Genomic DNA, 26,097 nt, shown 5'->3' on the forward strand with positions numbered 1-26,097 from the left:
CTATTGTTTTTCGGATTGTTTTTCGGTGTCATTCTTCGGCGTCGGCTTTCAGATATTTCGCCGCGCGAAGCATGAAGACACCGGCCGGCAAGAAGGTCAGCGACATGATCATCAGCGCATAGCGCAGCCCCTCGGCCGGGCCGTAGATTTGCGACATATGATCACTGATCGCGCCCGCCAGCACGGGGCCGAGTCCCAGACCGATCAGGTTGGCGAAGAAGAAGGCCAGCGCGACGGCCATTGCCCGCCGCTTACTCCCGCAGACCGCGTGGAGCGCCGCGAAGATCGTCGGGACGGCGCCGGTCAGCAAAATCCCTCCGACCAGCGAGATCGGGATCATGACATAGAGCGATCCGACCGCGAACGACCCGACGTAGAGCGGCAGGGCGACGATCAGCGCAATCCCGGGAAATCTGGCGGCCCAGGAGATGTCGCGCTTGGCCAAACGGTCACCCAACTTGCCCCCGCCCAGGTTGCCGACGACCGCGCCGACGGCCGACATGATGCCGAACAGCCCGCCCGCCTCGGCAACGGTCAACCCGTGGACGCGGATCATGAAGGATGCGGTGAAGACCAGTGCGCCATAGGCCATCAGGAAATAGACGACGAGCGCATAGACGATGTTGCGGTATGCCGGCTTCGCGAGCAGCAGCCGGATGCTCACCCACGCATCTTCCGCTGCCTCGGGCGCGACGGCGAAGCGTGCGTGGAGCCGCGGTTCGCGCAAGACGAAACGCGCCGCGATCGCCAGCAGGAATCCCGGCAGGCCGATGACGATAAACGCCTCGCGCCAGCCATAATGCTGCGCCACCCAGCCGCCCGCCGCCATGCCGATGATATAGCCGGCCATCGACGACATCATATAAAAGCCCAGCGCCCCCGCGCGCTGGTCGGGCGGATAATAGTCGGCGATGAGGCTCTGCGCAGGCGGAATCGCCCCCGCCTCGCCCGCCCCGACCCCGACACGCGCCAGCGCCAATTGCCAGAAATTCTGCGCCATGCCGCACAGCACCGTCATGATGCTCCAGACCATCAGCGACCAGACGATGATCTTCTGCCGGTTGCCGCGATCGGCCAGCCAGGCGATCGGGAGCCCGACCGTCACATAGAAAATCGCAAACGCCAGCCCCGTCATCAACCCGAGCATCGTGTCCGATACGCCGAATTCCGCCTTGATCGGTTCGAGCAGCACGCCGATCACATTGCGGTCGGCATAGTTGGATGTGCCAGTGAGGAAGAGGATGAAGAGAAGCGTTCGTCGCTGACCCGGCCCGTAGAGGTCCCAGGGGTTCGCGGCGCCCGCCGCATCGATCGCTTCCGATTTGCTGCTCATCATCACCTTTCCCGTGACGCGGCCGAACGCCTGCCCGCCGGAACGGGCGTCGAATGGCCATCGCAAATGGGTATCGTGAACCAGTGCACCATTCAATGCATAAATGCATTATTTTATCCTCGGTCATATTTTCAATTAATTTCAATATCTTAACTAGATATATACCGCGGATGGGCGGACAAATGCGACAGAGTGCTCCGAATTTCCGGGCAGATTCGTTGACAATCAAACATGCAGAAACGTATTTAAATTGGCGAAGTCGATGACTCACCGGGAGAGATTGCCATGATGCTCAGCCCCCTTGAAAATTTCGGTGCCGCCTTGCGCGTGGTGGACGACGTCTGGTCGGCGGCGAGCGCCGGCGGCTTTCTTGGTGACAAGTCCGCGCCCTTGCGATTGCCCGACATCGGCTTTGCAGCAGCGGCCGAACGGTCGGCGCTCGGCCGTACGCTGCTCGACCGCATCGCGGCCGTCGACGCTGACGCCCTGCCCCACGACCTCCCTTATACGCTGGAGATCGCCCGGCAGATCGCCGAGCGGTGGTCGCGCGAAGAGGCGTGGTACTGGCTCGTCTTCGACCCGCTGGGCGGCGGCTTTTATGCGATGTTCGCGCCGACCGCCTATTGCGGCGGTTTCCTGCTGAACACCTACCGGCCGCGGTTCGCGGGATACAGTTTTCGATCGGCGGGCGACGGCGACCGCTATGTCGGGCTCGTCCGCGACTATGGCCGGCTCATCCGGCAGATGCACGAACGGACCGCGGGCCAGGCCGAGCGCGGTATCTACATGCCGCGCCCGCAGTTCGAACAGGCCGTCCCGCTGATCGAAGGCCTGCGCGCCAGCACCGAAGCGCTGCTGACACCCGATGCCTCGCGGCTGACCGGAGTCGATGGCCCATCGTTGCTCAGGCAAATATCTGCAGCCATCGCGAGCGACGTCATGCCCGCATTCGACGCCTTCACCAACTTCCTCAAAAACCCTGCCTATGCCAAAAACGCGCCCGAAAGCGTCGGGATTTCGCAATATCCGGGCGGCGGCGATGTCTATGCCGAACTGGTTCGCCTGCACACCACGCTCGACCTGAACCCCGAACAGGTTCACGCAACCGGCCTCGCGCGCATGGCCGACATCCGCTCGCAAATGCGGACGCTGCTCGACGAGGCGGGTTTCACGGGCAACCCCGCCGACTATCTCGAGCAGATCAAAAACAATCCCAAATGGCGCGCCTCGGGCGCCGAGGACGTCGGCGCAGTGTTCCGGCGCTATATCGATCGCATCGCGCCGCACATCGACGCAACATTCAATTTCAAGCCGAAGGCGCCCCACGGCGTCGCACCGCTGCCCGATGCGTTCACCGACACGATGACCTTTGGCTATTATACGCCGCCGACCCCCACGGACGACCATGGCCGCTATGTCTTCAACGCGCCGAACCTGTCGCAGGGGCCGCTCAATCACATCGGCGCGCTCAACTATCACGAACTCGTGCCCGGGCATCATTTCCATCTCGCGACCCAGGACGAGAATGAAACACTGCACCCGCTGCGCCGCAAGGCGTTCATCAACGCGTTCAACGAGGGCTGGGCCGAATATGCGGCAACATTGGCCGGCGAGATGGGCATGTATCCCGAACCCGAGGAACGGTTCGGCCGGCTGATGATGGACGCGTTCCTGACCTGCCGGCTCGTCGTCGATACCGGCATGAACGCCTTTGGCTGGCCGCTCGAACAGGCGCGCGATTATATGCGCGAGAATGCATTCATGCCCGAAAAGGAGATCCGGTCGGAATCGGTTCGCTATTCGTCCGACATTCCGGGACAGGCACTCGCCTACAAGCTCGGCGACACGGTCCTTTACGAAGCGCGGGAGAAAATGCGCGCCGCGCTCGGCAATCGCTTCGACCTTCGCGATTTTCATGACGCGGTACTCAAACCCGGCGCCCTCCCGCTGCCGCTCGTGCAGCGCCATGTCGAAGACCAGACCCGTCGCATCGCCGCGAACTGAGCGAACCAACCAGCGGCCGCCGCGCGCCATATCTCGTTTAAAGTACATTAATGAATTTTATTATACGGCCACCTGCGTCAAGCTGGAGCGGGAATAATATGCTATAATATAAGCATATTTTTGCCATATTCTTGGAAGCGTATCGTCGGGCTCCTCGAAATCCGCCAAACTCGGGGTTGATTTTCCAGAATCTATATATGACAGTTCTGCATAAAATAGCGACTCAAGTCGCAGAGGAACATGTCACCATAAGGGAGGTTCTCGATGCAACGAAAATGGGTCATTCACACATCCTGCGCGGTATTTGCCATGGCGATGCCCCAGCTGGCCGCGGCGCAGGATAGGCCGGCGGGCTCGGACTATAACGACGGCAACGACATCGTCGTCACCGCAAGCAAGCGCGCCGAAAAGCTGCAGGACGTTCCCGCCGCCATCACGGCTGTCTCCTCGGAGAAGATCGAGGCGCTCGGCATTCGCGACTTCCGCGATTACGCGACCCTCGTGCCGGGGCTCAGCCAGCGCGACAGCGGCGCCCCGGGGCTTGGATCGATCATCCTCCGCGGGCTCAATTCGGGCCCGCAGCAGGTGTCGAACACCACCGCCGTCTACATCGACGAAACCCCCTTCACCGCCAGCGGCTTCCTGTCGGCCGGCGCCCTGCTGACGCCGTCGCCCGAACTGGCGGAGGTCGAACGCATCGAAGTGCTGAAGGGCCCGCAGGGCACGCTCTATGGCGCGAGCAACCTCGGCGGCCTGGTTCGCATCATCACCAAAAAGCCCGATCTGTCGACATTCTCCGGCATGGCGGGCGGCGAGGTTTCGACCGTCGCGCATGGCGAAATGGGCTTCATGGTCCGCGGTTCGGTCAATGTCCCCATCGTCAAGGATCAGCTGGCGCTGACCGCAACGGGTTATTACCGGCGCGCGGGCGGCTTTACCGACAATGTCCAGACGGGATCGGAGGATGTGAATCGGTCGAACCTTTATGGCGGGCGCGTCGCGTTGCGCTATGCGCCGACCAGTGATTTCACGATCGATCTCAGCGGCATCTACCAGAATATCGAAAACCTCGGCTATTCACTCCAGACGCTCGTGCCGGGAAGCTTCGATCCCGCTTTTGAAAAATATGCCTATTCCAGCTTCGCCGACCTGGGATCGGAGATCAAATATCGCATCGTCAACGCCAATGTCGAATATCGTGTCGGCATCGGCACCTTCACTGCCTCGGGCAGCTATGCGCGATACAAATCGCGGACCGAAACCGATGCGACGGCGACCTATATTCCGGTGGCGCGCGCCGTCCTGGGGCCGATCGCCGAAACGACCTTCGGCGTTCCGATCGATACTTTGCTTCCCGCCAATTCGAAGGCGCGGTTCCTCGCGTCCCCGAACATGGAAAAATGGACCGGCGAAGTCCGGTTCGCCTCCGACCGGCTGGGGCCCGTCGAGTTCATGGTCGGCGGCTTCTACACCAACGAAGACAATATCTATTATACCACCGTTTTCGCGCATGACGCCCAGGGCAAGCTCCGCACCGCGCCGTTCGACCAGCTTGTGAAGGCGACGACGACATCGCGTTATGAGGAGATCGCGGGCTTCGGCAACCTGACCTTCTATCTCAGCGATACGCTCGATATCACCGGCGGCCTCCGTTACGCACACAACAAGCAGGTCGCGGGCACCGGTGGCCCCGGCGGCATCACCTATTATCTTCCCCGCACCCCGCGGATATTCGACTTCAGCGACAATTCGCTGAGCTATCTAGCGACCTTGCGCTGGCGCCCCGCACGCAACATCAGCGCCTATCTGCGCGCGGCGAGCGGCTACCGCCCCGGCGGCCCGCAGACCAATCCGACCCCGCCGCCGGGTGCCCAGACATTTGTCCGGCCTGACACGGTGTGGAATTACGAAGCGGGCATCAAAGGCTCGGTCCTCGACGGCGCCCTCGCCTTCGACATTTCGGCTTTTCACATCGACTGGAAGGATATTCAGCTCAATTCGCTGGTCAACGGCATCATTCTTCAGGGTAATGCGGCGAGCGCCACGGTCGACGGCTTCGAATTGCAGCTTACCGCGCGGCCTTCCGACCTGCTGACCGTCAGCATCAGCGCCGGGCACACCGACGGCAAGATCAAGGCGATCGATCCGCTGGCGTCCTCGGCCACCGGCGCCCGGGCCGGCGACAAACTGCCCCTCACCCCAAGCTGGACGACGTCACTGATCATCGATCATCAGCTGCCTTTGGGCAGTTCGATGACCGGCAACGTCGGGGCAACGCTCCGCTTTCAGTCGGACATGCCCGCCACCTACCCGGCGCTCGACCCGTCGCGGCAACAGAAGCTGCCCGACGTCACGACTGTCGACCTGCGCGCCAGCATGACCTTCGACGAACGTTTCACCGCGCAACTGCGCGTCGACAATCTCTTCGACAAGCTCGGCTTTACCAACGTCACCATCGACGGTGCCAATCTGATCCGGCCGCGGACAATATCGCTCGGTCTCTCGACGAAATTCTGACAATATCTTGCGATCGCCCGGCTGCGGGCGGTCGCAGTTTTCTGATCCGGAACGGCTTACTCGCCGTTCGCTAGCATGCAGAAATGCATGACGACTTTGTTGTTCCCGGAAAATATGACATGAGCGTATCGGGCGGCGCGCCGGACTGCGCCGCGATACAGGGAAAACACATGGTTGGACGGACGCCGAAAAATACGGTACGGGACTGGATCGAGGCCGCACAGCGGACCTTGGTCGACGAAGGTATATCGGGCCTGAAAGTGGACCGGCTGGCCAATCGCCTTGGTGTGACGCGCGGCGGTTTCTATCATAATTTCAAGGATCGGGACGATTTCTTCGACCAGTTGATCCGGCACTGGGAAGACACCTGCCGTTTCCTGCCCGACGCCCCGCCGCCGGCCCGCCCCGCCGACGCGATCGACTGGTTCGACCGGGTGATCAGCCGCCTGATCGATGCCGATGGCTATGACTATCATTTCGACCTCGCAGTGCGCGAATGGGCGCGCGCCGACAAACGCGCCGAATGGGCGGTCGAACGCGCCGACCGCGAACGGCTCGACACGCTACAGAAATTCTTCGAAGCGATCGATTATGACAGCGAGCATGCGGCGATCCGGGCACGCGTCTTCTACTATCACCAGATCGGCTATTACGCGATCGGCGTGCAGCAGAGCATTTCCGAACGGCGGAAGAACGCGCAGCTTTATCTCGACATATTGTGCGGCGAGCAAGCCATAGCGGCCGCCCGCGCGAGTTCGCGAAAGGCCCGCAAGCCGAAGGCTGCCTGACGCTTTCCGCCCGTCGCGCCCGGCCGGCACGATTGGCGCGGCCGCCATTGCCCGCTACAGGCCTCAGCCATGCTTCGCCTGACCGAACTGACACTGCCGCTGCACCACGCACAAGAGGCGCTGCCCGCCGCTATCTGCAAGCGGCTGCGCATCACCCCGCGCGAACTGGTGCGCCATGTCGTGGCCCGGCGCGCGCACGATGCCCGCGACAGGACCAATATCCAGCTCGTCTATTCGATCGATGTGAATGTGAAAGACGAGCGTGCGGTGCTCGCGCGGTTTCGCAAGGACCGCAACGTCCAGCAAACGCCCGACACCAGCTATAAATTCGTCGCAAAGGCACCCGCCGCCGGATCGAAGCGGCCGGTGGTCATCGGCGCCGGACCGTGCGGGCTGTTCGCGGGACTGATCCTCGCGCAGATGGGATTCCGGCCGATCATCCTCGACCGCGGCAAGGTGGTTCGCGAGCGGACGAAGGACACCTGGGACCTGTGGCGGCGCAGCGTGCTGCACCCCGAATCGAACGTCCAGTTCGGCGAAGGCGGCGCCGGGACCTTTTCCGACGGCAAGCTCTACAGCCGGATCAAGGATCCCCGCCATCTCGACCGCAAGGTGCTGACCGAATTCGTCAAGGCCGGCGCGCCGCCCGAAATCCTGACCGAGGCGCATCCCCACATCGGCACATTCCGGCTGGTGACGATGGTCGAAAGCCTGCGCGAGACGATCGAGGGCCTGGGCGGCGAATATCGCTGGCAGCACAGGGTCGATGGGCTCGATATCGAAACCGGCGCGGACGGGACGCGGCATATGCGCGGACTGCACCTCCACGATGGCGGCTATATCGAGGCCGATCATGTCGTGCTGGCGATCGGCCACAGTGCGCGCGACACCTTCGCGATGCTGCACGCGGCGGGGGTGCATGTCGAGCCCAAGCCCTTTTCAATCGGTGTCCGCATCGAACATCCGCAATCGTGGATCGACCGGTCGCGCTTCGGCGCCGATGCCGGCAACCCGATCCTCGGCGCCGCCGAATATCATATCTCGCATCACTGCCGGAACGGGCGCACCGTCTATAGCTTCTGCATGTGTCCCGGCGGCACCGTCGTCGCCGCGACCTCCGAGGAGGGGCGCGTCGCGACCAACGGCATGAGCCAATATTCGCGCAACGAACGCAACGCCAATTCGGGCTTCGTCGTCGCGATCGACCCGGCGCGCGATTATCCCGGCGATCCGCTCGCCGGCCTTGCATTTCAGCGGCACTGGGAATCGCTCGCCTATGTCGCGGGCGGTTCGAACTACCGGGCGCCCGCGCAACGGGTCGGGGATTTCCTCGCCGGCCGCGCATCGACTTCGCTCGGCAGCGTCATCCCCTCCTATCGCCCCGGCGTGACGCCGACCGACCTTGCACAATGCCTGCCCGCTTTCGCGGTCGAGGCGATGCGGGAGGCGATCCCGGTCTTCGGGCGCCAGATCGCGGGCTATGACCATCCCGATGTCGTGATGACGGGGGTCGAGACGCGCACCTCGTCGCCGGTGCGCTTCACCCGCGGCGACGATTTCCAAAGCTTGAATACCGCGGGCCTCTTCCCCGCCGGCGAGGGGGCGGGTTACGCCGGGGGCATATTGTCGGCGTCGGTCGACGGCATCAAGGTTGCCGAGGCGGTGGCGCAAAGCATCGTCGGGGGCATCACGCGGTGACGCTGATCCTGTTCAACAAACCCTATGACGTGCTGAGCCAGTTCACCGATCGCGGCACCGCGGGATCGACGCGCCGCACGCTGTCCGACTTCATCGACATGCCGGGCGTCTATCCGGCGGGCCGGCTCGATCTCGATAGCGAGGGGCTGATGCTCCTGACCGACGATGGCCGGTTGCAGGCGCGGATCGCCGATCCGAAGTTCAAGATGCCGAAAACCTATCTCGTTCAGGTCGAAGGCGATGTGACCGAGGCGGCCCTGGCGATGTTGCGCGGCGGCGTCCGCCTGAAGGACGGCCTGACCCGCCCCGCCGAAGCCGAACGGATCGCCGACCCCGAGCTATGGCCGCGCGACCCGCCGATCCGTGTCCGCAAGAGCGTCCCCGACAGCTGGATCAGGCTGACCATCCACGAAGGGCGCAATCGTCAGGTTCGCCGGATGACCGCCGCAGTCGGTCATCCGACATTGCGGCTGATCCGCTGGAGCATCGGCTCCTGGACGCTCGAAGGGGTGCCGCCGGGGCAATGGCAAAGGGCATCACCCTAAGCGGCAACGGACGTCCATCGCCGTTCCGCAAAAAAGCGTTGCCTGCCGATCCGCCGCGCCTTGCAAATGCGAATAACTATCATTAGGGCGCCCTCCAAATCGGATATATCCGCAAAGGGGGACAATGATGCGTCGTTCATTTCGCTTGCTACTGACCGGATCGGTGTTGATGTGCGCACCGGCATGGGCCCAATCGCAGCAGGACCAGCGGCCGATCGCAGCCGAAGACGAGCAAGGCGATGCGATCGTCGTCACCGGCTACGGCCGCACCGACCAGCCCACCGCCGCCACCGGCCTGCCCCTGTCGCCGCTCGAAACGCCGCAGACGATCAGCGTCATCACGCGCCAGCAGATCGACGATCAGGCGTTCAACTCGATCAACGACGCACTCGATTTCACCGTCGGCATTTCGAAGAAGGACGTCGACCGTGGTCGCAGCTCGATCTCGTCGCGCGGTTTCGAGGTCCAGAATTTCCAGCTCGACGGAGCCCCGTTCGTCAACGGCAACGTCGGCTTTGGCGAGACCAGCACGGCGCAATATGAACGCGTCGACCTGGTCCGCGGCGCCGCGGGCCTGATGCAGGGCGCCGGCGATCCGTCCGCGGTCGTCAACCTCATCCGCAAGCACGCCACCGAGCGCGAATTCGCCGGCTACGTCAGCCTCGAAGCCGGCTCGTGGAACCGCTTCGCCGCGACGGTCGACATTCAGTCGCCGCTCAATAGCGCCGGCACCGTGCGCGCCCGCGCCGTTGCCCAAGCGTTCACGCAGGACGGCTTCGTCAATCTGGAAAAACGAAAGGGCCTCCTCCTCTATGGCGTGATCGACGCCGACCTCGGCGAGCGCACGACCTTGTCCGTCGGCGCCAGTTATCAGCGCGACGAGCGCGACGGCATCATGTGGGCGCAGCTTCCCTATTGGTACAGCGACGGCACGCGCACCGATTGGCCGCGCTCGAAGACCACGGGCACCGACTGGGGCCACTGGAACACCACCGAGATTTCGGCCTTTGCCACGCTGGCGCACGAACTCGGTGGCGGCTGGCACATTCGCGGCGATGTCGGCTATCACAAGGGTCTCGAAGATTCGAAGCTGTTGTGGCTCGAAGGCATGCCCGACCGCGTTACCGGCGCGGGAATGGGAACCTATGGCTATTGGTTCAATGCCAATCCCGAACAATGGCACGGCAGCATCCAGGCCAACGGCCCCTTCACGCTGTTCGGTCGCGAGCACGATCTCGCCGTGGGCGCGATGGCGAGCCGCATCGATGGCGGCTGGACCAATCGCGACCCCATTGATCTCGAACCGATGACCGATTTCAACAGCTTCGACGGCACCCAGATTGCCGCGCCCGAATGGGGCGACCGGTATATATCCGACCATGGCAACACGACGCAGGCGGCGGTTTATGCATCGACCCGGCTCAGCCTGGCCGACGGACTCAAGCTGATTGCGGGCGGCCGCCTCAGCTATACCAAGCGCAACGAACTGGGCGCGACGCCTGACATCGCCGACTATAGCGTGACCTCGAAGGGCATATTCACGCCCTACCTCGGGCTCATCTATAATTTTACGGACAATGTGTCCGCTTACGCGAGCTACACCAGCATCTTCAAGCCGCAGACCTACTTCCGCGACCGCAATGGCGACTTTCTCGATCCCGTCGAGGGGAGCAGCTACGAGGTCGGGTTGAAGGCGCTGCTCCTCGACGGCAAGCTGCTGGCGACGGCGTCGGTATACCGTATCGAACAGGATAATCTTGCCGTTACCGATCCCGGGTTCCTCGTGCCCGGCACCGCGATGCCGGCCTACATCGGCGCCAAGGGCGTCGTCGCCAAGGGCTATGAACTCGAAGTGGTCGGCAAGATCACCCAGCAATGGGACATCAGCGCCGGCTGGAGCGATTATAGCGCGAAGGACGCCGATGGCGTCGACGTGCTCAATTTCCAGCCGCGCCGGGCGTTCAACCTCTCGACCAAATATGCCTTCACCGGCGCGCTCGACGGGCTCAGCCTCGGCGGCGCGGTCAAATGGGAAAGCCGGCCGCCGGTAACGGCGGAAAATCCCGGCACCGGGCTCGAAACCCGCATCGGCCAGCCTGCCTACGCAATAGCCAACATCATGGCGCGCTACGACCTGACCGAAGCTTTGTCGCTCCAGCTCAACATCGACAATCTCTTCAACAAGCGTTTCTACAGCGGCAACGGCTGGTTCCCGGGCTTCGTTTATGGCGAACCGCGTAACGCCCGGGTCATATTGAAATACCGTCTCTGACGGGAGCCAACAGCCGGTCGCCGCTCGGGCCGTGGCGGCGACCGGATGCCATCAGCGCAAGACATAGCCATATTTTGCGTCGAGCCCGAGGTCGCGGATGATCTCCACGCCCGCCGCAACGGCCCCGGCATCGAGTTCGCGAAGCGGTTTGCGCAGCGCGCCGACCGGCAGCCCGCACGCACGCATCAGCGATTTCACCGCGACGGGGTTGATCGCCGAATAGTTGAAATGCATCAGCGGCAGCAGGGCCAGATATTGCTCGCGAAAGGTCGCGGCCTCCCCCTCCCCCGACCATGGCGTCGAGATCGCCGCCATTTCGGCGGGCGCAAGATTGCCGCCCATATTGGCCGTGCCATGCCCGCCCAGCGCCATCGTCGGCACGACCAGGCCGAGGTTGGGGGAATCGCAGCACATCACCGCGACATCGGGCGCCGCGGCCAATAGCTGCGCCACCTGCCCGACCCGCGCCGTCGATTCCTTGTGAATGACGATGTTGGGGTGGCGGAACAGCCGCAACAGCTGATCCCAATGCAGATCGGTCTTCACCCGCGGCGGATTGTTATAGATGCCGAGCGGCAGGTCGACCGCATCGGCAACCTCCAGATAGAATTGCTCGATATCGCTCTCCGACGCGCAGATATAGGGCGGCGGCGCGATGATCGCCCCGTCGGCGCCGTTCGCGGCGGCAAAGCGGACATTCTCGATCACCTGCTGGGTCGACGGGCCGGTGCAGCCGTAGAAAAAGGCGATGCCCTCGGGACGCATCTTCGCCGTTTCGACGACCACCCGCTTTTTCTCTTCGGGCGACAGCAGTGATGGCTCGCCGGTCGACCCCATGAACAGGATCGCGCGCGTGCCGTGACGGTGCTGATGGTCGATCAGCGTCCGCCAGGCGCCGAAATCAATCTCGCCCTGTCCGTCGAACGGCGTGACGGTGGCGACGAACGAGCCGGTGATCTTCGATTTCGACATATGGCAAATTCCTTGGAGCCCTGATGGATATCGGGAACGATGGGTAAGGGCCCCAGAATCCGCTATTCGGGATGGCGGAATTACGCTTCCAATCCATCGTAGGATGCGGGGCGTCCAAATCCCGGCCGGGGTCGGGATCCATAAGACCGTCGAAGATCGCGGGGGATCGTAAAATGCAGAAAGCCGCCCATCGCCTTACGCGTGCCTTTGCCGCCTGCGCGCTGCTGCTCTGCGGCTGGTCCGGCACCGCCGGATCGGCGCAGGATGCGGCGGAGACGACTGTGCTCCGTGCGGCAAGAATGTTCGACGCGACGAGCGAGCGGATGCGCACCGATGCGGTCGTCGTCGTGCGCGGCGGACGCATCGTCGGCGTCGGCGCCGAGGCCGTAGTCCCTGCTAATGCCCATATCGTCGACCTCGGCGACGCGACGCTGCTTCCCGGGTTCATCGACGCCCATTCACACCTGACGCTCGAACCCGACGAAAATTATTATCGCAAGACGCTCAACGAGCTGATGCGCAATCCCACCGAAATGGCGTTCTACGCCGCCGCCAACGCGCGGCGCACCCTTGAGGCCGGGTTCACCACCGTGCGCCATGTCGGCGCGCGCGAATTCATCGATGTCGGGCTGCGCAACGCGATCGCCGCCGACCTGACCGACGGTCCGCGCATCCTTGCGGCGGGCAACGCGATCACCGCCACGGGCGGAAGCTGCGATCGCCCGCCCTTCCCGCCGCAACGCGTCGCGCCGATGACCCCGAAGGAAGGCGTCTGTACCGGCGCCGACCAGTGCCGCGAAGCGGTGCGCAACCAGATCAAATGGGGCGCCGACGTCATCAAGGTGTGCGCGTCGGGCGGGGTGCTCTCCTACGATCCGGTCGACGTGCCCCAATTCACCCGCGAAGAACTCGATGCCGCAATCGGCGAAGCGCACCACTGGGGCCGCAAGGTTGCGGCGCACTCGCACGGCGACACCGCCTCGCGGCTCGCGATCGAGGCGGGGGTCGATTCGATCGAGCATGGCAGCTTCCTCTCCGAAGACACGCTGAAGCTGATGCACGCGAAGGGCGTCTTCCTCGTCCCGACCTTCATGGCGCTCGACTGGGTGAAGCAGAATGCCGACGGCTACCCGCCGAACATCGCCGAAAAGGCGCGCGTTGCGGCGGCATCGCACAGCGGCATGTTCAAGGCGGCGCTGCGCCTCGGCGTCCCGATCGCGCTCGGCACCGACGCGACGGTCCGTCCCGACGGCCATGGCCGCAACGCGATGGAGTTCGGCCTGATGGTCGACGCCGGCATGCGCCCCGCCGCCGCGCTGCTCGCGGGGACGAGCAACGCCGCGCGGTTGCTCGGGCTCGATGCCGAAATCGGGACGCTCGCCGCGGGCAAGGCGGCCGACATCGTCGCAGTGCCGGGCAATCCGCTGACCGATATCCGCGTCACCGAACGACCGCTGTTCGTCATGCAGCACGGCCGCGTGATCCGGCAGGAAGGCAAATCGCTGCTGCGATGACGCCGCGCGCTTTCAACTGAACCAAGGGGAATTTCGATGCGCCGACTGTTGACCGTCCTGCTGCTCGCCGCGAGCCCCCTGCCCTATGCCTCGGCGACCGCGCAGACCGAAGCGGCCGCCCCCGCGCTGCTCGACGTTCCCCGGCTCGATTTCACCAAGCGCATCCTTGCCAATGGCGCGACGCTCTATGCGATCCGCGACACGAGCACGGCCACGGCCTCGATCAACATCTGGTACGATGTCGGCCAACGCGACGATCCGCCGGGCCGCGGCGGCTTTGCGCATCTGTTCGAACATCTGATGTTCAAGACGACGCGTAACCTGCCCGGCGGCGTGCTCGAAACGGTCAACGCGATGGGCGGCAATACCAATGCGTCGACGCTGTTCGACTATACCGATTATTACATCACCGTGCCGGCGAACGAGCTGGAGGGCATGCTCTGGCTCGAGGGCGAGCGGCTGCGCAATCTGGTGATCGACGAAAAATCCTTTCACTCCGAACGCGATGTGGTGAAGGAAGAACTCCGCCAGCGGGTGCTTTCGCAGCCTTATGGCCGCATCCTCTATACGCTGCTCCCGGCCTTCACCTTCGACGGCCATCCCTATGAGCGGCCAATCGGCGGTTCGATCGCCGATCTCGACCGTGCCGAACTCGCCGACGTGCGGGCCTTCCACGCGGCCTATTACCGCCCCGACAACGCCGTCTTCGTCGTGTCGGGCAATTTCGATCCGGCAAAGCTCGATGCCTGGGCCGACCGCTACATCGGTTCGATCGCGAAACCCGCCCGCGCGATCCCGCGCGATCCGGCGAAGGGAAAGCCGATCGCGGCGCGGACGATCGATGCCTATGCGCCCAACGTTCCGCTCCCCGCGCTCGCAGTGGCGTGGCGGGCGCCGTTCGCCGGCGATGCCGATGCCGCGGGGATCGACCTGATCGAGGCGATCCTGACCCGCGGCGCGTCGTCGCGGCTGCGCCGCGCGCTTGTCGATGAACAGGGCGTCGCGTCCGCGGTCACCAGCTACAATCTGCCGGCGCGCGACGGGCATGCCTTTGCCCTCGTCGTGACGCTCGCCAAGGACCGCGAGATGGCCGACGCCGAAGCGGCACTGACGAGCGAACTCAAGCGGATCCGCGATGAACCTGTTGGCACCGCCGAACTCGGCGCGGCGAAGAACGGTCTGTTCGGCGACGCGCTTGCGGCACGCGAAACGGCGCGTGGGCGCGCCTATGAACTCGGCGGCGGCGCGGCGCTGACCGGCGATCCGGCGCTCGCCGACAAGCGGCTCGACCTCATCCGCCGCATGACGCCCGCCGACGTCCAGCGCGTCGCGGCGGCGTGGCTTGGTGATACGAAGCGCGTCACGCTGCGCTATCGCGACGAAAGCCAGCGTCCCGCGGGCTATACGGGGGACCGCATCGCCGATGTCTCGGCGATGGGACCGGCGGTGCCGCCCGTCAGCCAGCCGCCTGTCGTCATCGCCGATGACAGCGCGCGCGAAAAACGCCCTGCCCCGGCGCAAGCAGTGGCGCCCGCGCTGCCGGTACTAACCGAAAGGCGGCTCACGAACGGCCTCCGCGTCGTCGTCGCCAAATCGTCGGACGTACCGCTCGCGACGCTCAAGCTGGTGATCGATGGCGGCGACGCCGCCGATCCCGCCGGTCAGGCCGGGCGCGGCGATATCGCCGCAGCGCTCGCGCTCAAAGGGGCGGGCGGACGCAGCGCCGACCGCCTCGCCAGCGAGATCGCCGCGCTGGGCGGAATGATTGCCGCCAGCTCAGACCCCGACGCGACGGTCCTGTCGATCAATGCGCCGGCCGCGAATATCGAAGCTGCGGCGCGCATCCTCGCCGATGTGGCGATGCGGCCGACCTTGTCAGCGGAAGCATTCGAAAGCGTCCGCAACCAGCAGCTGTCAGCAATCGCCGTGGGCACCAAGCAGCCGATGCAGGTCGCCCTGCGCGCGCTGCCCGCGGCGATGTTCGGCAAAACAGCCTATGGCGCAGTGCCGACCACCGCCTCGCTCGGCGCCGTAACGCGCGACGATGTGGTCGCCGCGCAGCGAGGCGGCTGGAGCCCTCACGGCGCAACATTGGTCATCACCGGCGCGCTCGATCCCGACGCCGCCTTCGCGCTCGCCGAACGCGTGTTCGGCGGGTGGACCGGGGGCGAGGTCAGGGAGAAGTCGTCGCGCGCACCGACCAGCGCCGCGCCGCGTGTCATCGCGATCGATATGCCGGGCACCGCGCAGGCGGCGGTGATCGCGGCGCTTCCGGCCGTCGGTCGCAGCGACGCCGACTGGGCCGCGCTGCGCATTGCCAATGCCCGGCTCGGCGGCGGCTTCCAAGGCTGGCTGACGCAAGAGATACGCGTCAAGCGCGGGCTCAGCTATGGCGCGGGCAGCCTGCTCGATGCGCGTCGCGATGCGGCGGTGCTGATGGCCGTGACCCAGACGAAAAATGAATCGGCGGTCGAGGTTGCCCAGCTCATCCTCGACCAGATCGCGCGGCTTTCGCGCGAACCGGTCGACCGCGCGGGCGCGGCGGAACGCAGCGTCTATCTCGCCAATGGCCTGTCGAACCAGATAGAGCGCGCGGCCGGGCTCGCCGACTATCTGACGACGCTCGTCGCGACAGGCGCGCCGCTGGACACGCTAAAGGCCGAACTGTCCGCCAACGCGCCGCCGGCGCCCGAGGCCGTCGCCGCCGCGATCGCAGCACATCTGCGCACCGATCGGGCAACGATCATCGTCGCGGGCGATTCCAAACAATGGACGGCGGCGCTCCGCGAGCGCTTCCCGGCGCTCGAACGCATCGATATCGACGGAAAGCCGCTGCCCTAGCGCGGCAGGTAGCGGTCGCGCAGTTCGAGCGGACGCGCGGTCAACGGCTTTTCCACGCCCTCGACGAAGATCGCCTGCGGCTGCGACAGCGGCTCGAGGGGATCACCGTTCCACAGAACCAGATCGGCTGCCCGACCCGCTTCGAGCGACCCGACCCGGTCGGCAACCCCGAAAACGCGCGCTGGATTGACCGTGATCGCCGCCACCGCCGCATCGTGCGGCAAACCATAAGCAACCGCATTGCCCGCCCCATAGCGCAGTTCGCGCGCGCGGTGCGCGACCCCGCTGCCGGTCTTGATGATGACCATCACCCCGGCGGCATGAAGCCGCGCGGCATTTTCCATCGTCGCGCCGAGTTCGGAGAAGCTGTGCGGCAAATCGGCGAGCGGATCGAGGATGACGGGGAACTTCGCCGCGGCGATATCGGCCGCGACGCGCCATCCTTCTTCCGCTCCGTCGAAAATGACGCGCAGCTTCTCCTCTCGCGCGAGCGCGATGATTTCGCGGATATCCGATGCCCGATCGACCTTGACGATCAGCGACATCCGCCCTTCCGCAACCGGGATCAAGGCTTCGAGGTCGACCCGCGACAATTTTTGCGGGCGCCCTTCGCCGCGATCATAAGCGACGCGGTGCGCCGCGAAATGCCGCACATCGGCCAGCGTCGCCTTCAGTTCGACGATCGCCGATCCGCGCGCGCCACCGGCGCGTTCGGCCCCGCCCTCGCCCATTTCGAGCACCATCGCGGCGCGCGGCCGCGTCACCATATCGGGCCGCTGTGCCAGGTCGATCACCGCCGCCTGTCCCGCGAACTGGAGGTCGCGGCCGCCGCGGTCGTCGTAGAGCGGCGTCGTCACCGCATGGGTGATCCCCGCCAGCCGCGACACCGGCAGCAGGATCGAGTCGGGATTGAGACCCAGCGAAATGTCGAAGCCCGCGCTGATCGCGGCGCTGTGGGTAGCCCGGTCGGCGCTTGCCGGCACCTGGCTGACCTCGACCGCGCCGAGGGTGCTGTCGGCCTGGATGAAGCCCGGCGTCACCGTGCCCCCGCGCCCGTCGATCACCCGCGCTCCGACCGGGACCGCCACGCCCGGCCCGATCGCGGTGATGCGGCCGTCACGGATGACGATCGTGCCGCGTTCGACCTCCCCCGCCGCCGTCATCGTCATCAGCCGCGCATCGACGATCGCGATCGTCTCGGCGCTGGCCGAGGTCGCAAAGGCGAGCGCCGCAAGAGCGAGCAGGCGGCGGGTCATCGTGTTTCTCCGGGTTGGCCGAGCAGGAAGTCCGAATGGCGCCGATACGCCGGATCGCCGCGGTCGAAGACGATGCCGCCGTCGATCCACACTTTTTCGGCGCGGGCATAGATGCTGAACGGATCGGCGCTCCACAGCACGACGTCGGCGTTCTTGCCGGCCTCGAGGGTGCCGACCTTGTCGGCGATGCCGAGCGCCTTCGCCGGATTAGCGGTGAACCAGCGGATCGCATCGGCCTTGGTGATCCGGATGCCCGCACGCCATGCCGAAGACAGCGCCGCCGCGGCTTCCTGGTTCAGGTGCTGGATCAGGACCGGATCGTCCGAGTGGATGATCGCGCAGCCGCCGGCGGCGTCGACAAGCGCGGCATTTTCCTCCAGCGCGTCGAACACCTCCATCTTGTATCCCCACCAGTTCGTCCAGGTGGCGACGCAGATATCTTCCTTCACCAGCAGCGGCGCGATCTTGTACGCCTCGTTCGCGTGGTGGAAGGTGCGGATCCTGAAACCGAATTCGTGCGCGATATCGATCATGTTCGCCATTTCGTCGGCACGGTAGCAATGGTTCTGGACAAGAATCTCGCCCTTCAGCACCCCGGCGAGCGTTTCGAGTTGCAGGTCGCGTTTCGGGGCATCGCCGACGCGCCCGCCCTTTTCCCATTTGTCCCAGCGGCGGGCATAATCCTGCGCGTCGATCCACGCCTTGCGATAGCCCGCGACATTGCCCATCCGCGTCGCCGGCGAACGCCCGCGCCCGCCATAGACGCGCTTGGGATTCTCGCCGCATGCGATCTTCAGCCCATAGGGCGCGCCGGGAAATTTCATGCCCTGCATCGTCACCGACGGCACATTCTTCAGCGTCACCGTGCGGCCGCCGAACAAATTGCCCGACCCCGGCAGCACCATCATCGTCGTCACCCCTCCCTCGCGCGCGGTGTCGAACCCCGGATCCTGCGGCCAGATCGAATGTTCGGCCCACACCTGCGCGGTATTAGGATCGGTCATTTCGTTGACGTCGTTATTCGCCTCGACGCTGTCGGGCTGCGACCACACGCCGAGGTGCGAATGCGCGTCGATCACCCCCGGCGTCACCCATTTGCCACGCGCGTCGATGCGCGCATAGCCGTCGGGCACAGTAAGCCCAGCGCCCACCGCCACGATCTTGCCGCCGTCCATCAGCACCGTGCCGTTCGCGATCTCGTCCCCCGTCGCGGTCAGCACCGTTGCGCCGACCAGCGCGACCTGGCCCGCCGCCGGCGCGCGATAGGTGCTGGGATAGGGATCGCGGTCGATCGGCGGCGCAGAGGCTTCGGCGGTCGGCGCGACGGACGGCTGCGGACGCTCGCCCGCCGCACATCCGGCGAGCGCGATCGCCGCGATGACGGTGATCGCGCGCATCCTCATTTCGCGTCGGGGCTCACCGAACGGAGCACGGCGCCCTTTTCATCGAGGAAGTCGATCGACGCCTTCCCGTCGGGCGTGACCTTCATCATGATGCGCGGGCGCCCCATCGCGTCGCTCAGCATCACCGCCGACTCGCGATCGCGTGTCTTGCCGACATAGAGCCGCTGGCGGCCAAAGGTGCCGTCCGCCTGTATCTTTTGTAGCGCCGCGGTCCGCTCCGGCCCCTCGGGCATTTTCGAGATACGCTCGGCCATGTCGAAATCGAGCGCGTCTTCGGGCCGGTCGTTGACCACCATCGCCGCCCACCGCTTGCCGTCATATTCATTCTGGGTCAGCTGGATCACCTGATCCTGCTCATATTGGTCGAAGCTCAGATGCCCGCCGCCCGACACTTTGCCGTCGGGGCCCTTCTGGCCGCTGAAGGTCAGGCCGCCGTTTTCGGACCCCTCATTGTTGTAGAAGATGATGCCGGCGCCGCGGTTGCCGCTGGGATGCGGGCGTTCCTTGCCGTGCATGATGATCCCGGGCGACCGGCTGGTGTTCGACACGATCATGCGGATCGTGCCGTCATCCTCGCGGACGTTGATCCGCTTGACGTCGATCTCGTCGAACGCCGCCTTGGCGGGAGCGGTGCCGGCCCCGGCATTGGTCGCAAGCCCGAAGGCGAGCGCGGCGGTCAGCACGCCCGAATAAAGGACGAGCAGCTTGTTGGCATTCATGGCTTTTCTCCATTGGCAGGCGAAAGGACGGTAGGAAGATAACGGTCGCGAAGTTCGGTCGCGCGCGAATGCATCGGCTGTTCGGCGCCGCGGATCAGCACCGCGACCGGGCGCGCCAGCGTGTCGAGCGGATCGCCGTCCCAGACGACGACATCGCCGTCCTTGCCGGGGTCAAGCGACCCGATGCGATCGGACAGGCCAAAGATGCGCGCCGGGTTGATGGTGATCGCGGCCAGCCCGGCCTGCCAGTCGAGCCCGTTCGCGACCGCGTTGCCGGCATTATATCGCATCTCGCGCTCGCGATGATTGCCATTGCCCTGGATCGCGACGGTGACGCCCGCCTCGCCAAGTCGGCGCGCGTTGCTCAGCGTCGCGCCGAGCGCTTCGAACGAGGCTGGCGTATTTTCGACCGGGGTCACCAGCACGGGCACGCCCGCCGCGGCGATGTCGGATGCGACGCGCCACCCCTCGCTGGCGCCTTCGAGGATCAGCTTCAGCCGCTCGCTCCGCGCCAGCGCCAGAACGTCGCGGATGTCCGACGCGCGATTGACGCTGACGAGCAGCGGCATTCGCCCCTCGACCACCGGGACCAACGCCTCCAGATCGGCGCGCGAAAGCGTGTAAGTACGCGTTTCGCCGCGATCATAGGCGGCGCGGCGCGCCTTGAAATCGCGCACCTCGGCAAAAATCGCCCGAAGCGCGACCAACTCCGCCGCGCGCGCACCGCCCGCGCGTTCCGCACCGGCGTCGCCCATTTCGAGCACCATCGCGACCCCGCGCCGCATCAGCATCGGCGCCCCGTCGAGCGCGATCGCCGCCGCCTGCCCCGCGAACAACAATTCGCGGCCCGCCTTGTCGTCATAGGCCGGGGTTGCGATCGCGCGCGTGATCCCGCCCAGCCGGGCGACCGGGATCAGCAGCGAGTCCGGATTAAGCCCATAACCCGCATCGAAAGCCGCGCTCAGGTCGCGTGCGCTGGTCCCGCGATCGTCGGTCGTCTCGACCGTGCGGACCTCGATCAGCCCGAGCGCGGTGCCCGACGCGACAAGCCCCGGCGTCACCGTCTTGCCGGTCGCATCGATAATCTTCGCGTCCGGTGGGACCGCGACATGCGCGCCGACCGCAACGATCCGGCCGTCGCGAACGACCACCGTTCCCCGCTCGATCTCGCCGCTCTGTCCCATGGTGACGACGCGGCCGCCGGTGATCGCGACGGTCTCGGCAGCGGCCGGCAGCGTGAAGACGCACGCCAGCAGCGCGGCGGTTGCGGCGCGGATCATCGGGCGAACTCCTGCCCCGGCTGGCCGAGCAGGAAATCGGACGGCGCCTGATAGCGCGGATCGCTGCGATCCCACATCGGCACGCCGTCGATCCAGACGCGGTCGGCCAGCGCATAAACGCTGAACGGGTTCGCGCTCCACAGCACGACGTCGGCCATCTTGCCCGGCTCGAGCGTGCCGACGCGATCGGCTATCCCCATCGCCTTCGCGGGGTTGGCGGTGATCCACTTGATCGCTTCGCCGCGCGAAATCGACAGGCCGGCGTGATTGGCCGCGGTCATCGCGATCCCCGCTTCCTGATTGAGCCGCTGGATCAGCAGCCCGTCATCCGAATGGATAATCGCACAGCCGCCCGCGGCGTCGATCATCGGCGCGGTTTCCTCGATACCGTCGAGCGATTCCATCTTCGCGCCCCAGCTGTTCGCCCAGGTCGCGACGCAAATATCCTCCTTCGCGAGCAACGGCGCGATCTTGAAGGCTTCGTTTGCATGATGAAAAGCGCGGATCTTGTAACCGAACTCGCGCGCGACATCGATCATCACCGCCATCTCGTCGGCCCGGTAACAGTGATTCTGGACCAGGATTTCGCCGTTCAGCACCCCGGCAAGCGTTTCAAGCTGCAGGTCGCGCTTGGGCGGATCGCCGGCACGGCCGTCCTTTTCCCATTTGTCCCATTTGCGCGCATAGTCGGCGGCGTCGATCCACGCCTTGCGATAACCCGCGACATTGCCCATCCGGGTCGCGGGCGACCGGCCCTTGCTGCCGTAGACGCGCTTCGGATTTTCACCGCACGCCATTTTAAGGCCATAGGGCGCATGCGGGAATTTCATGCCCTGCGTCGTCACCGCGGGGACGTTCTTCAAGGTCACCGACCGGCCGCCAAACAGATTGGCCGACCCGGGCAGGATCATCAGGCTGGTCACCCCGCCGGCGCGGGCAAGCCGGAATTTCGGGTCCTGCGGCCAGACCGAATGTTCGGCCCACACCTCGGCGGTATTCGGCGCGACCGCCTCATTGCCATCCTCGTGCGACGGCGTCGCAGGGGACGGATAGACGCCCAGATGCGAATGCGCATCGATGATGCCCGGCGTCACCCATTTGCCGCGCCCGTCGATCTCGACATAGCCTTCGGGCACCGGCAGTTTCGCCCCGACCGCTTCGACCGAACCGTCGCGGACCAGCACCGTCGCATCGGCGATCTCCGCCCCCGTCCCGGTCAGCACCGTTGCGCCAACAATTGCAAAGGGCGGCTGGGCAGCAGCTTGATAGGTGCTCGGAAACGCATCGCGCGGCGCTGCGTCCGGCGCGGCAAACGCGCCGCCGCCCGTAAAGATCAGCGCCGTCGCCAGTGTCGTCGTCAGTGTCGTCGCCCGGCCGCCGCGTAACAATTTATCTGCCAGCCCCATTTGGTGCCTCCCCGCCTGAACGAGCGACGGGCGCATCAAATCCGCCACTTGCTTTTTGATCGGGCGGCGATGGCGGATTCGTCACGGCGGATCATCGTCTTGGGCAGGGTGAGCCGCTTTTACCGATGCGGCGTTCGAGGAGGGGCCAATCTTGTTCAATGACGATCGTCTGGCGCGTCGGGCAAAGACGCTTTCGGCCCGCATGCCGGCGCCGCATTTCCCGTCCGAATTCGGCGAAGAAACGATCCTGTTCGATTCAGGCTTCGCCGCGCCGCAATTGTTGCCCGCCCTTGGCGCGCTCGCGCAGCGCGCGCTGACCGACCATCGCGAGGAAGTGCTGCAATATGCGTCGGGCCGCGGCCAGCCCTATTTGCGCGAATGGCTGTGCGACTGGATGAATGCCGATGGTTGCGCGCTGACCCCCGACCATATCCTGGTCACCAACGGGGCAAAGCAGGGTATCGACCTGATTTGCCGGTTGCTGCTCGACGAAGGCGACGCGATCGTCGTCACTGCTCCAACCTATTTCACCGCGATCCCGATCTTTCGCAATTATGGCGTCGAATTCGTCGAGGTCGGCCAGGATGCGCACGGCTTCGACGTCGCGGCGCTCGCGGCGGCGCTCGATGCGCGGGCGGCGGAAGGCCGCGCGCTGCCCAAGCTGATCTATAATATTCCCGAATTCCATAATCCCACCGGCGCCACCATGTCGGCCGAACGCCGCGTCGCGCTCGTCGCGCTCGCCGAGGCGCGCGGCATCCCGATCGTCGAAGACAGCCCCTATCGCCGGGTCCGTTTCGAAGGGGCCGACGAACCGTTGCTGAAGGCGCTCGACCGGTCGGGCAACGTCTTTCATCTTGGCACCTTTTCCAAACTCGTCGCACCCGGGCTACGCATCGGCTGGGTCGCCGCCGAACCGGCGCTGATCGCGCGGATGATCCAGCTCAAGTCCGAAGGCGGCTCGTCGCCGCTTATCCAGCGGATCATCTATGAGTTCGCCCGCTCGGCAGACTTTCCCGCGCATATCGAACGGGTTCAGGCCGCCTATTGCGAGCGGCGCGACGGCATCGTCGCCGCGGTCGAACGCGAACTGCCCGGGGCGCGGATCGCCATCCCTGCCGGCGGCTATTATGTCTGGCTGTCGCTGCCGCCCCATGTCGATGGCGACATGCTCGCCGCAAAGGCGGGCGAAGCGGGCATCCACCTGATCGCCGGCAGCCGCTTCTTCGCGAGCACCGGTGCCGACATTCCGCGCAACCATATTCGCCTGGCCTTCAGCTTCACGACGCTCGATCAGATCGCGAACGGAATCGCGCGGCTTGGCGCCGTCTACCGGTCGATCGCCGGCGAATGACCTCCCCCGGCCAACCGCTTGTCGAGTTTCGCGGCGTCGAAAAGCGCTATAGCGCCGACGCGCGCGCGGCGGTGACGCGGCTCGACCTGACCGTCGAGCGCGGCGAGTTTCTGACGCTGCTCGGCCCCTCGGGTTCGGGCAAGACGACGACCTTGATGATGCTCGCAGGGTTCGAGGCGCCGAGTGCGGGCGATATCCTGCTTGAAGGAAAATCGCTCGCCGACCGGCCGCCCTACAAGCGCAACATGGGCGTCGTATTCCAGAATTACGCGCTGTTCCCGCATATGAGCGTTGCCGAAAACCTCGCCTTCCCGCTCGGCGTGCGCAAGATCAAGGGCGCCGCTGCCAAGGAAAAGGTCGACGCCGCGCTAGCGCTGGTCAGACTCGATGGGCTGGGTGATCGCCGTCCCGACGCGCTGTCGGGCGGCCAGCGTCAGCGCGTCGCCCTCGCGCGCGCGCTGATCTTCGAACCCGATCTCGTGCTGATGGACGAACCGCTGGGCGCGCTCGACCGCCAGCTCCGCGAACATCTCCAGGCAGAGATCAAGCGTATCCAGCGCGCGCTTAGTCTCACCATCGTCTATGTCACGCACGATCAGGGCGAAGCGCTGACCTTATCGGACCGCATCGCGGTTTTCGCCGACGGATCGATCCAGCAAATCGGCAGCCCCGAACAGATTTACGACTATCCCTCCAACGCTTTCGTCGCGGGATTCGTGGGTGAAAATAACATGTTGTCAGCGACAGTTGTCACGCGGCAGGATCGGCAATGCACGATCCGCCTGCCTGGCGGCCAGATCTTACATGCCGTGGCGACGGGCGACATCGCGGCGGGCGACGATGTCGTCGCCGCCATCCGTCCCGAACATGTCCAAACCGGCGATAACCAGCCTTCTCGTTGCAACACGCTCGACGCCCGCATCGGCGAACTTGTCTATCACGGCGATCATAGCCGCATCCGCGCGGAGCTCGACGGCGGGGGATCGCTGGTCATCCGTACGCCAAGCCGGGACGGGATCGCCGTATCGGACCGGCTGCCGATCGGCTGGTGCAGCGACCGCTGCTTCGCATTTCCCGTACCCGATATCACCGGCGTTTCTACGGGAAACAGGATATGAAGGTCGCATTGCGCATATGCGGCGCGCTGGCGATGCTCGCCGCAGCCGCGTGCAATTCAAGCTCCGAGCTCCGCCCGCTGACGGTGGTCGGCTGGGGCGGATCATCGCAGGATGCGCACCGGCAGGCCTATTGGAACGGCTTCACCAAAAGTACCGGGATCGCGCTCCGCGAAGACAGCTGGCGCGGCGGCGTCGGGGTCATCCGCACCAAGGTGGTCGGCGGCGATGCCAGCTGGGACATCGTGCAGGTCGAAACCGAAGATTTGATTCTCGGCTGCGAAGAGGGATTGTTCCAGCGGCTCGACTGGGCCGCGCTCGGCGGCCGCAAGGCCTTTCTTCCTTCGGCCGTTCACGATTGCGGCGTCGGCGCGATGCTCTGGTCCTATGTGATCGGCTACGACGGCGATCGCATCAAGGGGCCGGGTCCGCAAAGCTGGGCCGACTTCTGGGACGTCAAACGCTTCCCCGGCAAGCGCGGCATGCGCAAGACACCCAAATATTCGCTCGAATTCGCGCTGATGGCCGATGGGGTTCCCGCCGATCAGGTCTATCCGACACTGCGCACCCCGGCGGGTGTCGACCGCGCCTTTCGCAAGCTCGACCAGATCAAGCCGCACGTCATATGGTGGTCGTCGATCTCGCAGGTTCCCGATCTCCTCGGGTCGCGCGAGGTTGTCATGTCGGTAACCAGCCCCGGCCGCCTGATCGTTGCGAACCGTACCGAAGGCCGCAACTTCAAGCTCGACTGGCACGGCAACATCTATGCCGTCGATTATTGGGTCATCCTCGCCAACAGCCCGCGCCGCGCCGAAGCGGCACAACTGCTCCGCTACATGACGCGTCCCGAAAACCAGATGCGGCTCGCCAGCTATATTCCGACCGGCCTGACAAATGTCGAGGCGAACCGCCTCGCCGACCCCGCGCTCAAGAAGGATACGCCGAGCGATCCCGCCAACATGACCGACGCGCTCGAACTCGATGCCAATTTCTGGGTCGAATATGGCGATCAGCTCACCCAGCGATTCAATGCCTGGGTCGCACGCTAGGTCCGCGGCGCCCCGGCGCTGGTGGGCGTTT

The 26,097-nt window shown here is 65.1% G+C and carries 18 protein-coding genes; 11 read left to right on the forward strand and 7 right to left on the reverse strand.

The genetic code is table 11. From position 1 onward, the window contains the following. Positions 1–28: 28 nt before the first annotated feature. On the reverse strand, positions 29–1,333 hold the full coding sequence (locus FHR22_RS20760) for a spinster family MFS transporter (RefSeq protein WP_208417848.1): 1,305 nt from the start codon (positions 1,331–1,333) through the stop codon (positions 29–31). Positions 1,334–1,618: 285 nt separating this feature from the next. Between FHR22_RS20760 and FHR22_RS20765 the strand changes: the two genes are divergently transcribed. The 6 genes from FHR22_RS20765 to FHR22_RS20790 all read left to right on the forward strand — a co-directional run bounded on the left by FHR22_RS20765 (position 1,619) and on the right by FHR22_RS20790 (position 11,157). Then, positions 1,619–3,337, forward strand: a complete 1,719-nt coding sequence (locus FHR22_RS20765; protein WP_166945879.1) for a DUF885 domain-containing protein — start codon at positions 1,619–1,621, stop codon at positions 3,335–3,337. Between the two features lie 264 nt (positions 3,338–3,601). Next, positions 3,602–5,854: a TonB-dependent receptor gene (locus FHR22_RS20770; protein ID WP_166945881.1), complete on the forward strand. Its 2,253-nt coding sequence runs from the start codon at positions 3,602–3,604 to the stop codon at positions 5,852–5,854. A gap of 170 nt (positions 5,855–6,024) precedes the next feature. Next, entirely contained in the window at positions 6,025–6,642 is a 618-nt protein-coding gene (locus tag FHR22_RS20775) for a TetR/AcrR family transcriptional regulator (protein ID WP_166945883.1), read from the forward strand. A gap of 69 nt (positions 6,643–6,711) precedes the next feature. Next, a complete protein-coding gene (locus FHR22_RS20780) occupies positions 6,712–8,340 on the forward strand; it encodes an NAD(P)/FAD-dependent oxidoreductase (protein ID WP_166945885.1) in 1,629 nt (542 codons plus the stop codon). Next, entirely contained in the window at positions 8,337–8,885 is a 549-nt protein-coding gene (locus FHR22_RS20785; protein WP_166945887.1) for a pseudouridine synthase, read from the forward strand. Before FHR22_RS20780 ends, FHR22_RS20785 begins: the two co-directional genes overlap by 4 nt. 127 nt (positions 8,886–9,012) lie before the next feature. After that, positions 9,013–11,157, forward strand: a complete 2,145-nt coding sequence (locus tag FHR22_RS20790; RefSeq protein WP_208417849.1) for a TonB-dependent siderophore receptor — start codon at positions 9,013–9,015, stop codon at positions 11,155–11,157. A gap of 51 nt (positions 11,158–11,208) precedes the next feature. On the opposite strand, the gene FHR22_RS20795 is transcribed toward FHR22_RS20790, so the two are convergent. Further along, positions 11,209–12,129 (reverse strand): 4-hydroxy-tetrahydrodipicolinate synthase family protein, encoded by a 921-nt coding sequence (locus tag FHR22_RS20795; protein WP_166945891.1) that lies wholly within the window; start codon positions 12,127–12,129, stop codon positions 11,209–11,211. 173 nt (positions 12,130–12,302) lie between these two features. Here FHR22_RS20795 and FHR22_RS20800 point away from each other — a divergent pair, with 173 nt between their 5' ends. Beyond that, on the forward strand, positions 12,303–13,643 hold the full coding sequence (locus tag FHR22_RS20800) for a metal-dependent hydrolase family protein (protein WP_166945893.1): 1,341 nt from the start codon (positions 12,303–12,305) through the stop codon (positions 13,641–13,643). Positions 13,644–13,679: 36 nt separating this feature from the next. Continuing rightward, on the forward strand, positions 13,680–16,484 hold the full coding sequence (locus FHR22_RS20805) for a M16 family metallopeptidase (RefSeq protein WP_166945895.1): 2,805 nt from the start codon (positions 13,680–13,682) through the stop codon (positions 16,482–16,484). On the opposite strand, the gene FHR22_RS20810 is transcribed toward FHR22_RS20805, so the two are convergent. From FHR22_RS20810 to FHR22_RS20830, 5 genes are read right to left on the reverse strand one after another with little or no spacing between them, the layout of a single operon-like run. Then, positions 16,481–17,740 carry an amidohydrolase family protein gene (locus FHR22_RS20810; protein ID WP_166945897.1) on the reverse strand — a complete coding sequence of 420 codons (1,260 nt, stop codon included), beginning with the start codon at positions 17,738–17,740 and terminating at the stop codon, positions 16,481–16,483. The two genes, FHR22_RS20805 and FHR22_RS20810, sit on opposite strands and share 4 nt — an antisense overlap. Beyond that, positions 17,737–19,137, reverse strand: a complete 1,401-nt coding sequence (locus FHR22_RS20815) for an amidohydrolase family protein (protein ID WP_166945899.1) — start codon at positions 19,135–19,137, stop codon at positions 17,737–17,739. The genes FHR22_RS20810 and FHR22_RS20815 overlap by 4 nt, the downstream gene beginning before the upstream one ends. Positions 19,138–19,139: 2 nt before the next feature. After that, positions 19,140–19,862 carry a hypothetical protein gene (locus tag FHR22_RS20820; protein WP_166945901.1) on the reverse strand — a complete coding sequence of 241 codons (723 nt, stop codon included), beginning with the start codon at positions 19,860–19,862 and terminating at the stop codon, positions 19,140–19,142. After that, positions 19,859–21,142, reverse strand: coding sequence for an amidohydrolase family protein (locus FHR22_RS20825; RefSeq protein ID WP_166945903.1), 1,284 nt, complete (start codon positions 21,140–21,142; stop codon positions 19,859–19,861). Before FHR22_RS20825 ends, FHR22_RS20820 begins: the two co-directional genes overlap by 4 nt. Continuing rightward, positions 21,139–22,548 carry an amidohydrolase gene (locus FHR22_RS20830; RefSeq protein WP_166945905.1) on the reverse strand — a complete coding sequence of 470 codons (1,410 nt, stop codon included), beginning with the start codon at positions 22,546–22,548 and terminating at the stop codon, positions 21,139–21,141. Before FHR22_RS20830 ends, FHR22_RS20825 begins: the two co-directional genes overlap by 4 nt. 151 nt (positions 22,549–22,699) lie before the next feature. On the opposite strand from FHR22_RS20830, the gene FHR22_RS20835 reads away from it, so the two are divergent. Genes FHR22_RS20835 through FHR22_RS20845 form a run of 3 tightly spaced genes read left to right on the forward strand, consistent with a single transcriptional unit; the run spans position 22,700 to position 26,066 of the window. Further along, entirely contained in the window at positions 22,700–23,902 is a 1,203-nt protein-coding gene (locus FHR22_RS20835; RefSeq protein WP_166945907.1) for an aminotransferase-like domain-containing protein, read from the forward strand. Further along, positions 23,899–25,020 (forward strand): ABC transporter ATP-binding protein, encoded by a 1,122-nt coding sequence (locus FHR22_RS20840; protein WP_166945910.1) that lies wholly within the window; start codon positions 23,899–23,901, stop codon positions 25,018–25,020. Before FHR22_RS20835 ends, FHR22_RS20840 begins: the two co-directional genes overlap by 4 nt. Next, a complete protein-coding gene (locus FHR22_RS20845; RefSeq protein WP_166945912.1) occupies positions 25,017–26,066 on the forward strand; it encodes a polyamine ABC transporter substrate-binding protein in 1,050 nt (349 codons plus the stop codon). The genes FHR22_RS20840 and FHR22_RS20845 overlap by 4 nt, the downstream gene beginning before the upstream one ends. The last annotated feature ends 31 nt before the right edge of the window (positions 26,067–26,097 follow it).

This window comes from Sphingopyxis panaciterrae, assembly GCF_011762125.1.
GTDB classification, from domain to species: domain Bacteria; phylum Pseudomonadota; class Alphaproteobacteria; order Sphingomonadales; family Sphingomonadaceae; genus Sphingopyxis; species Sphingopyxis panaciterrae.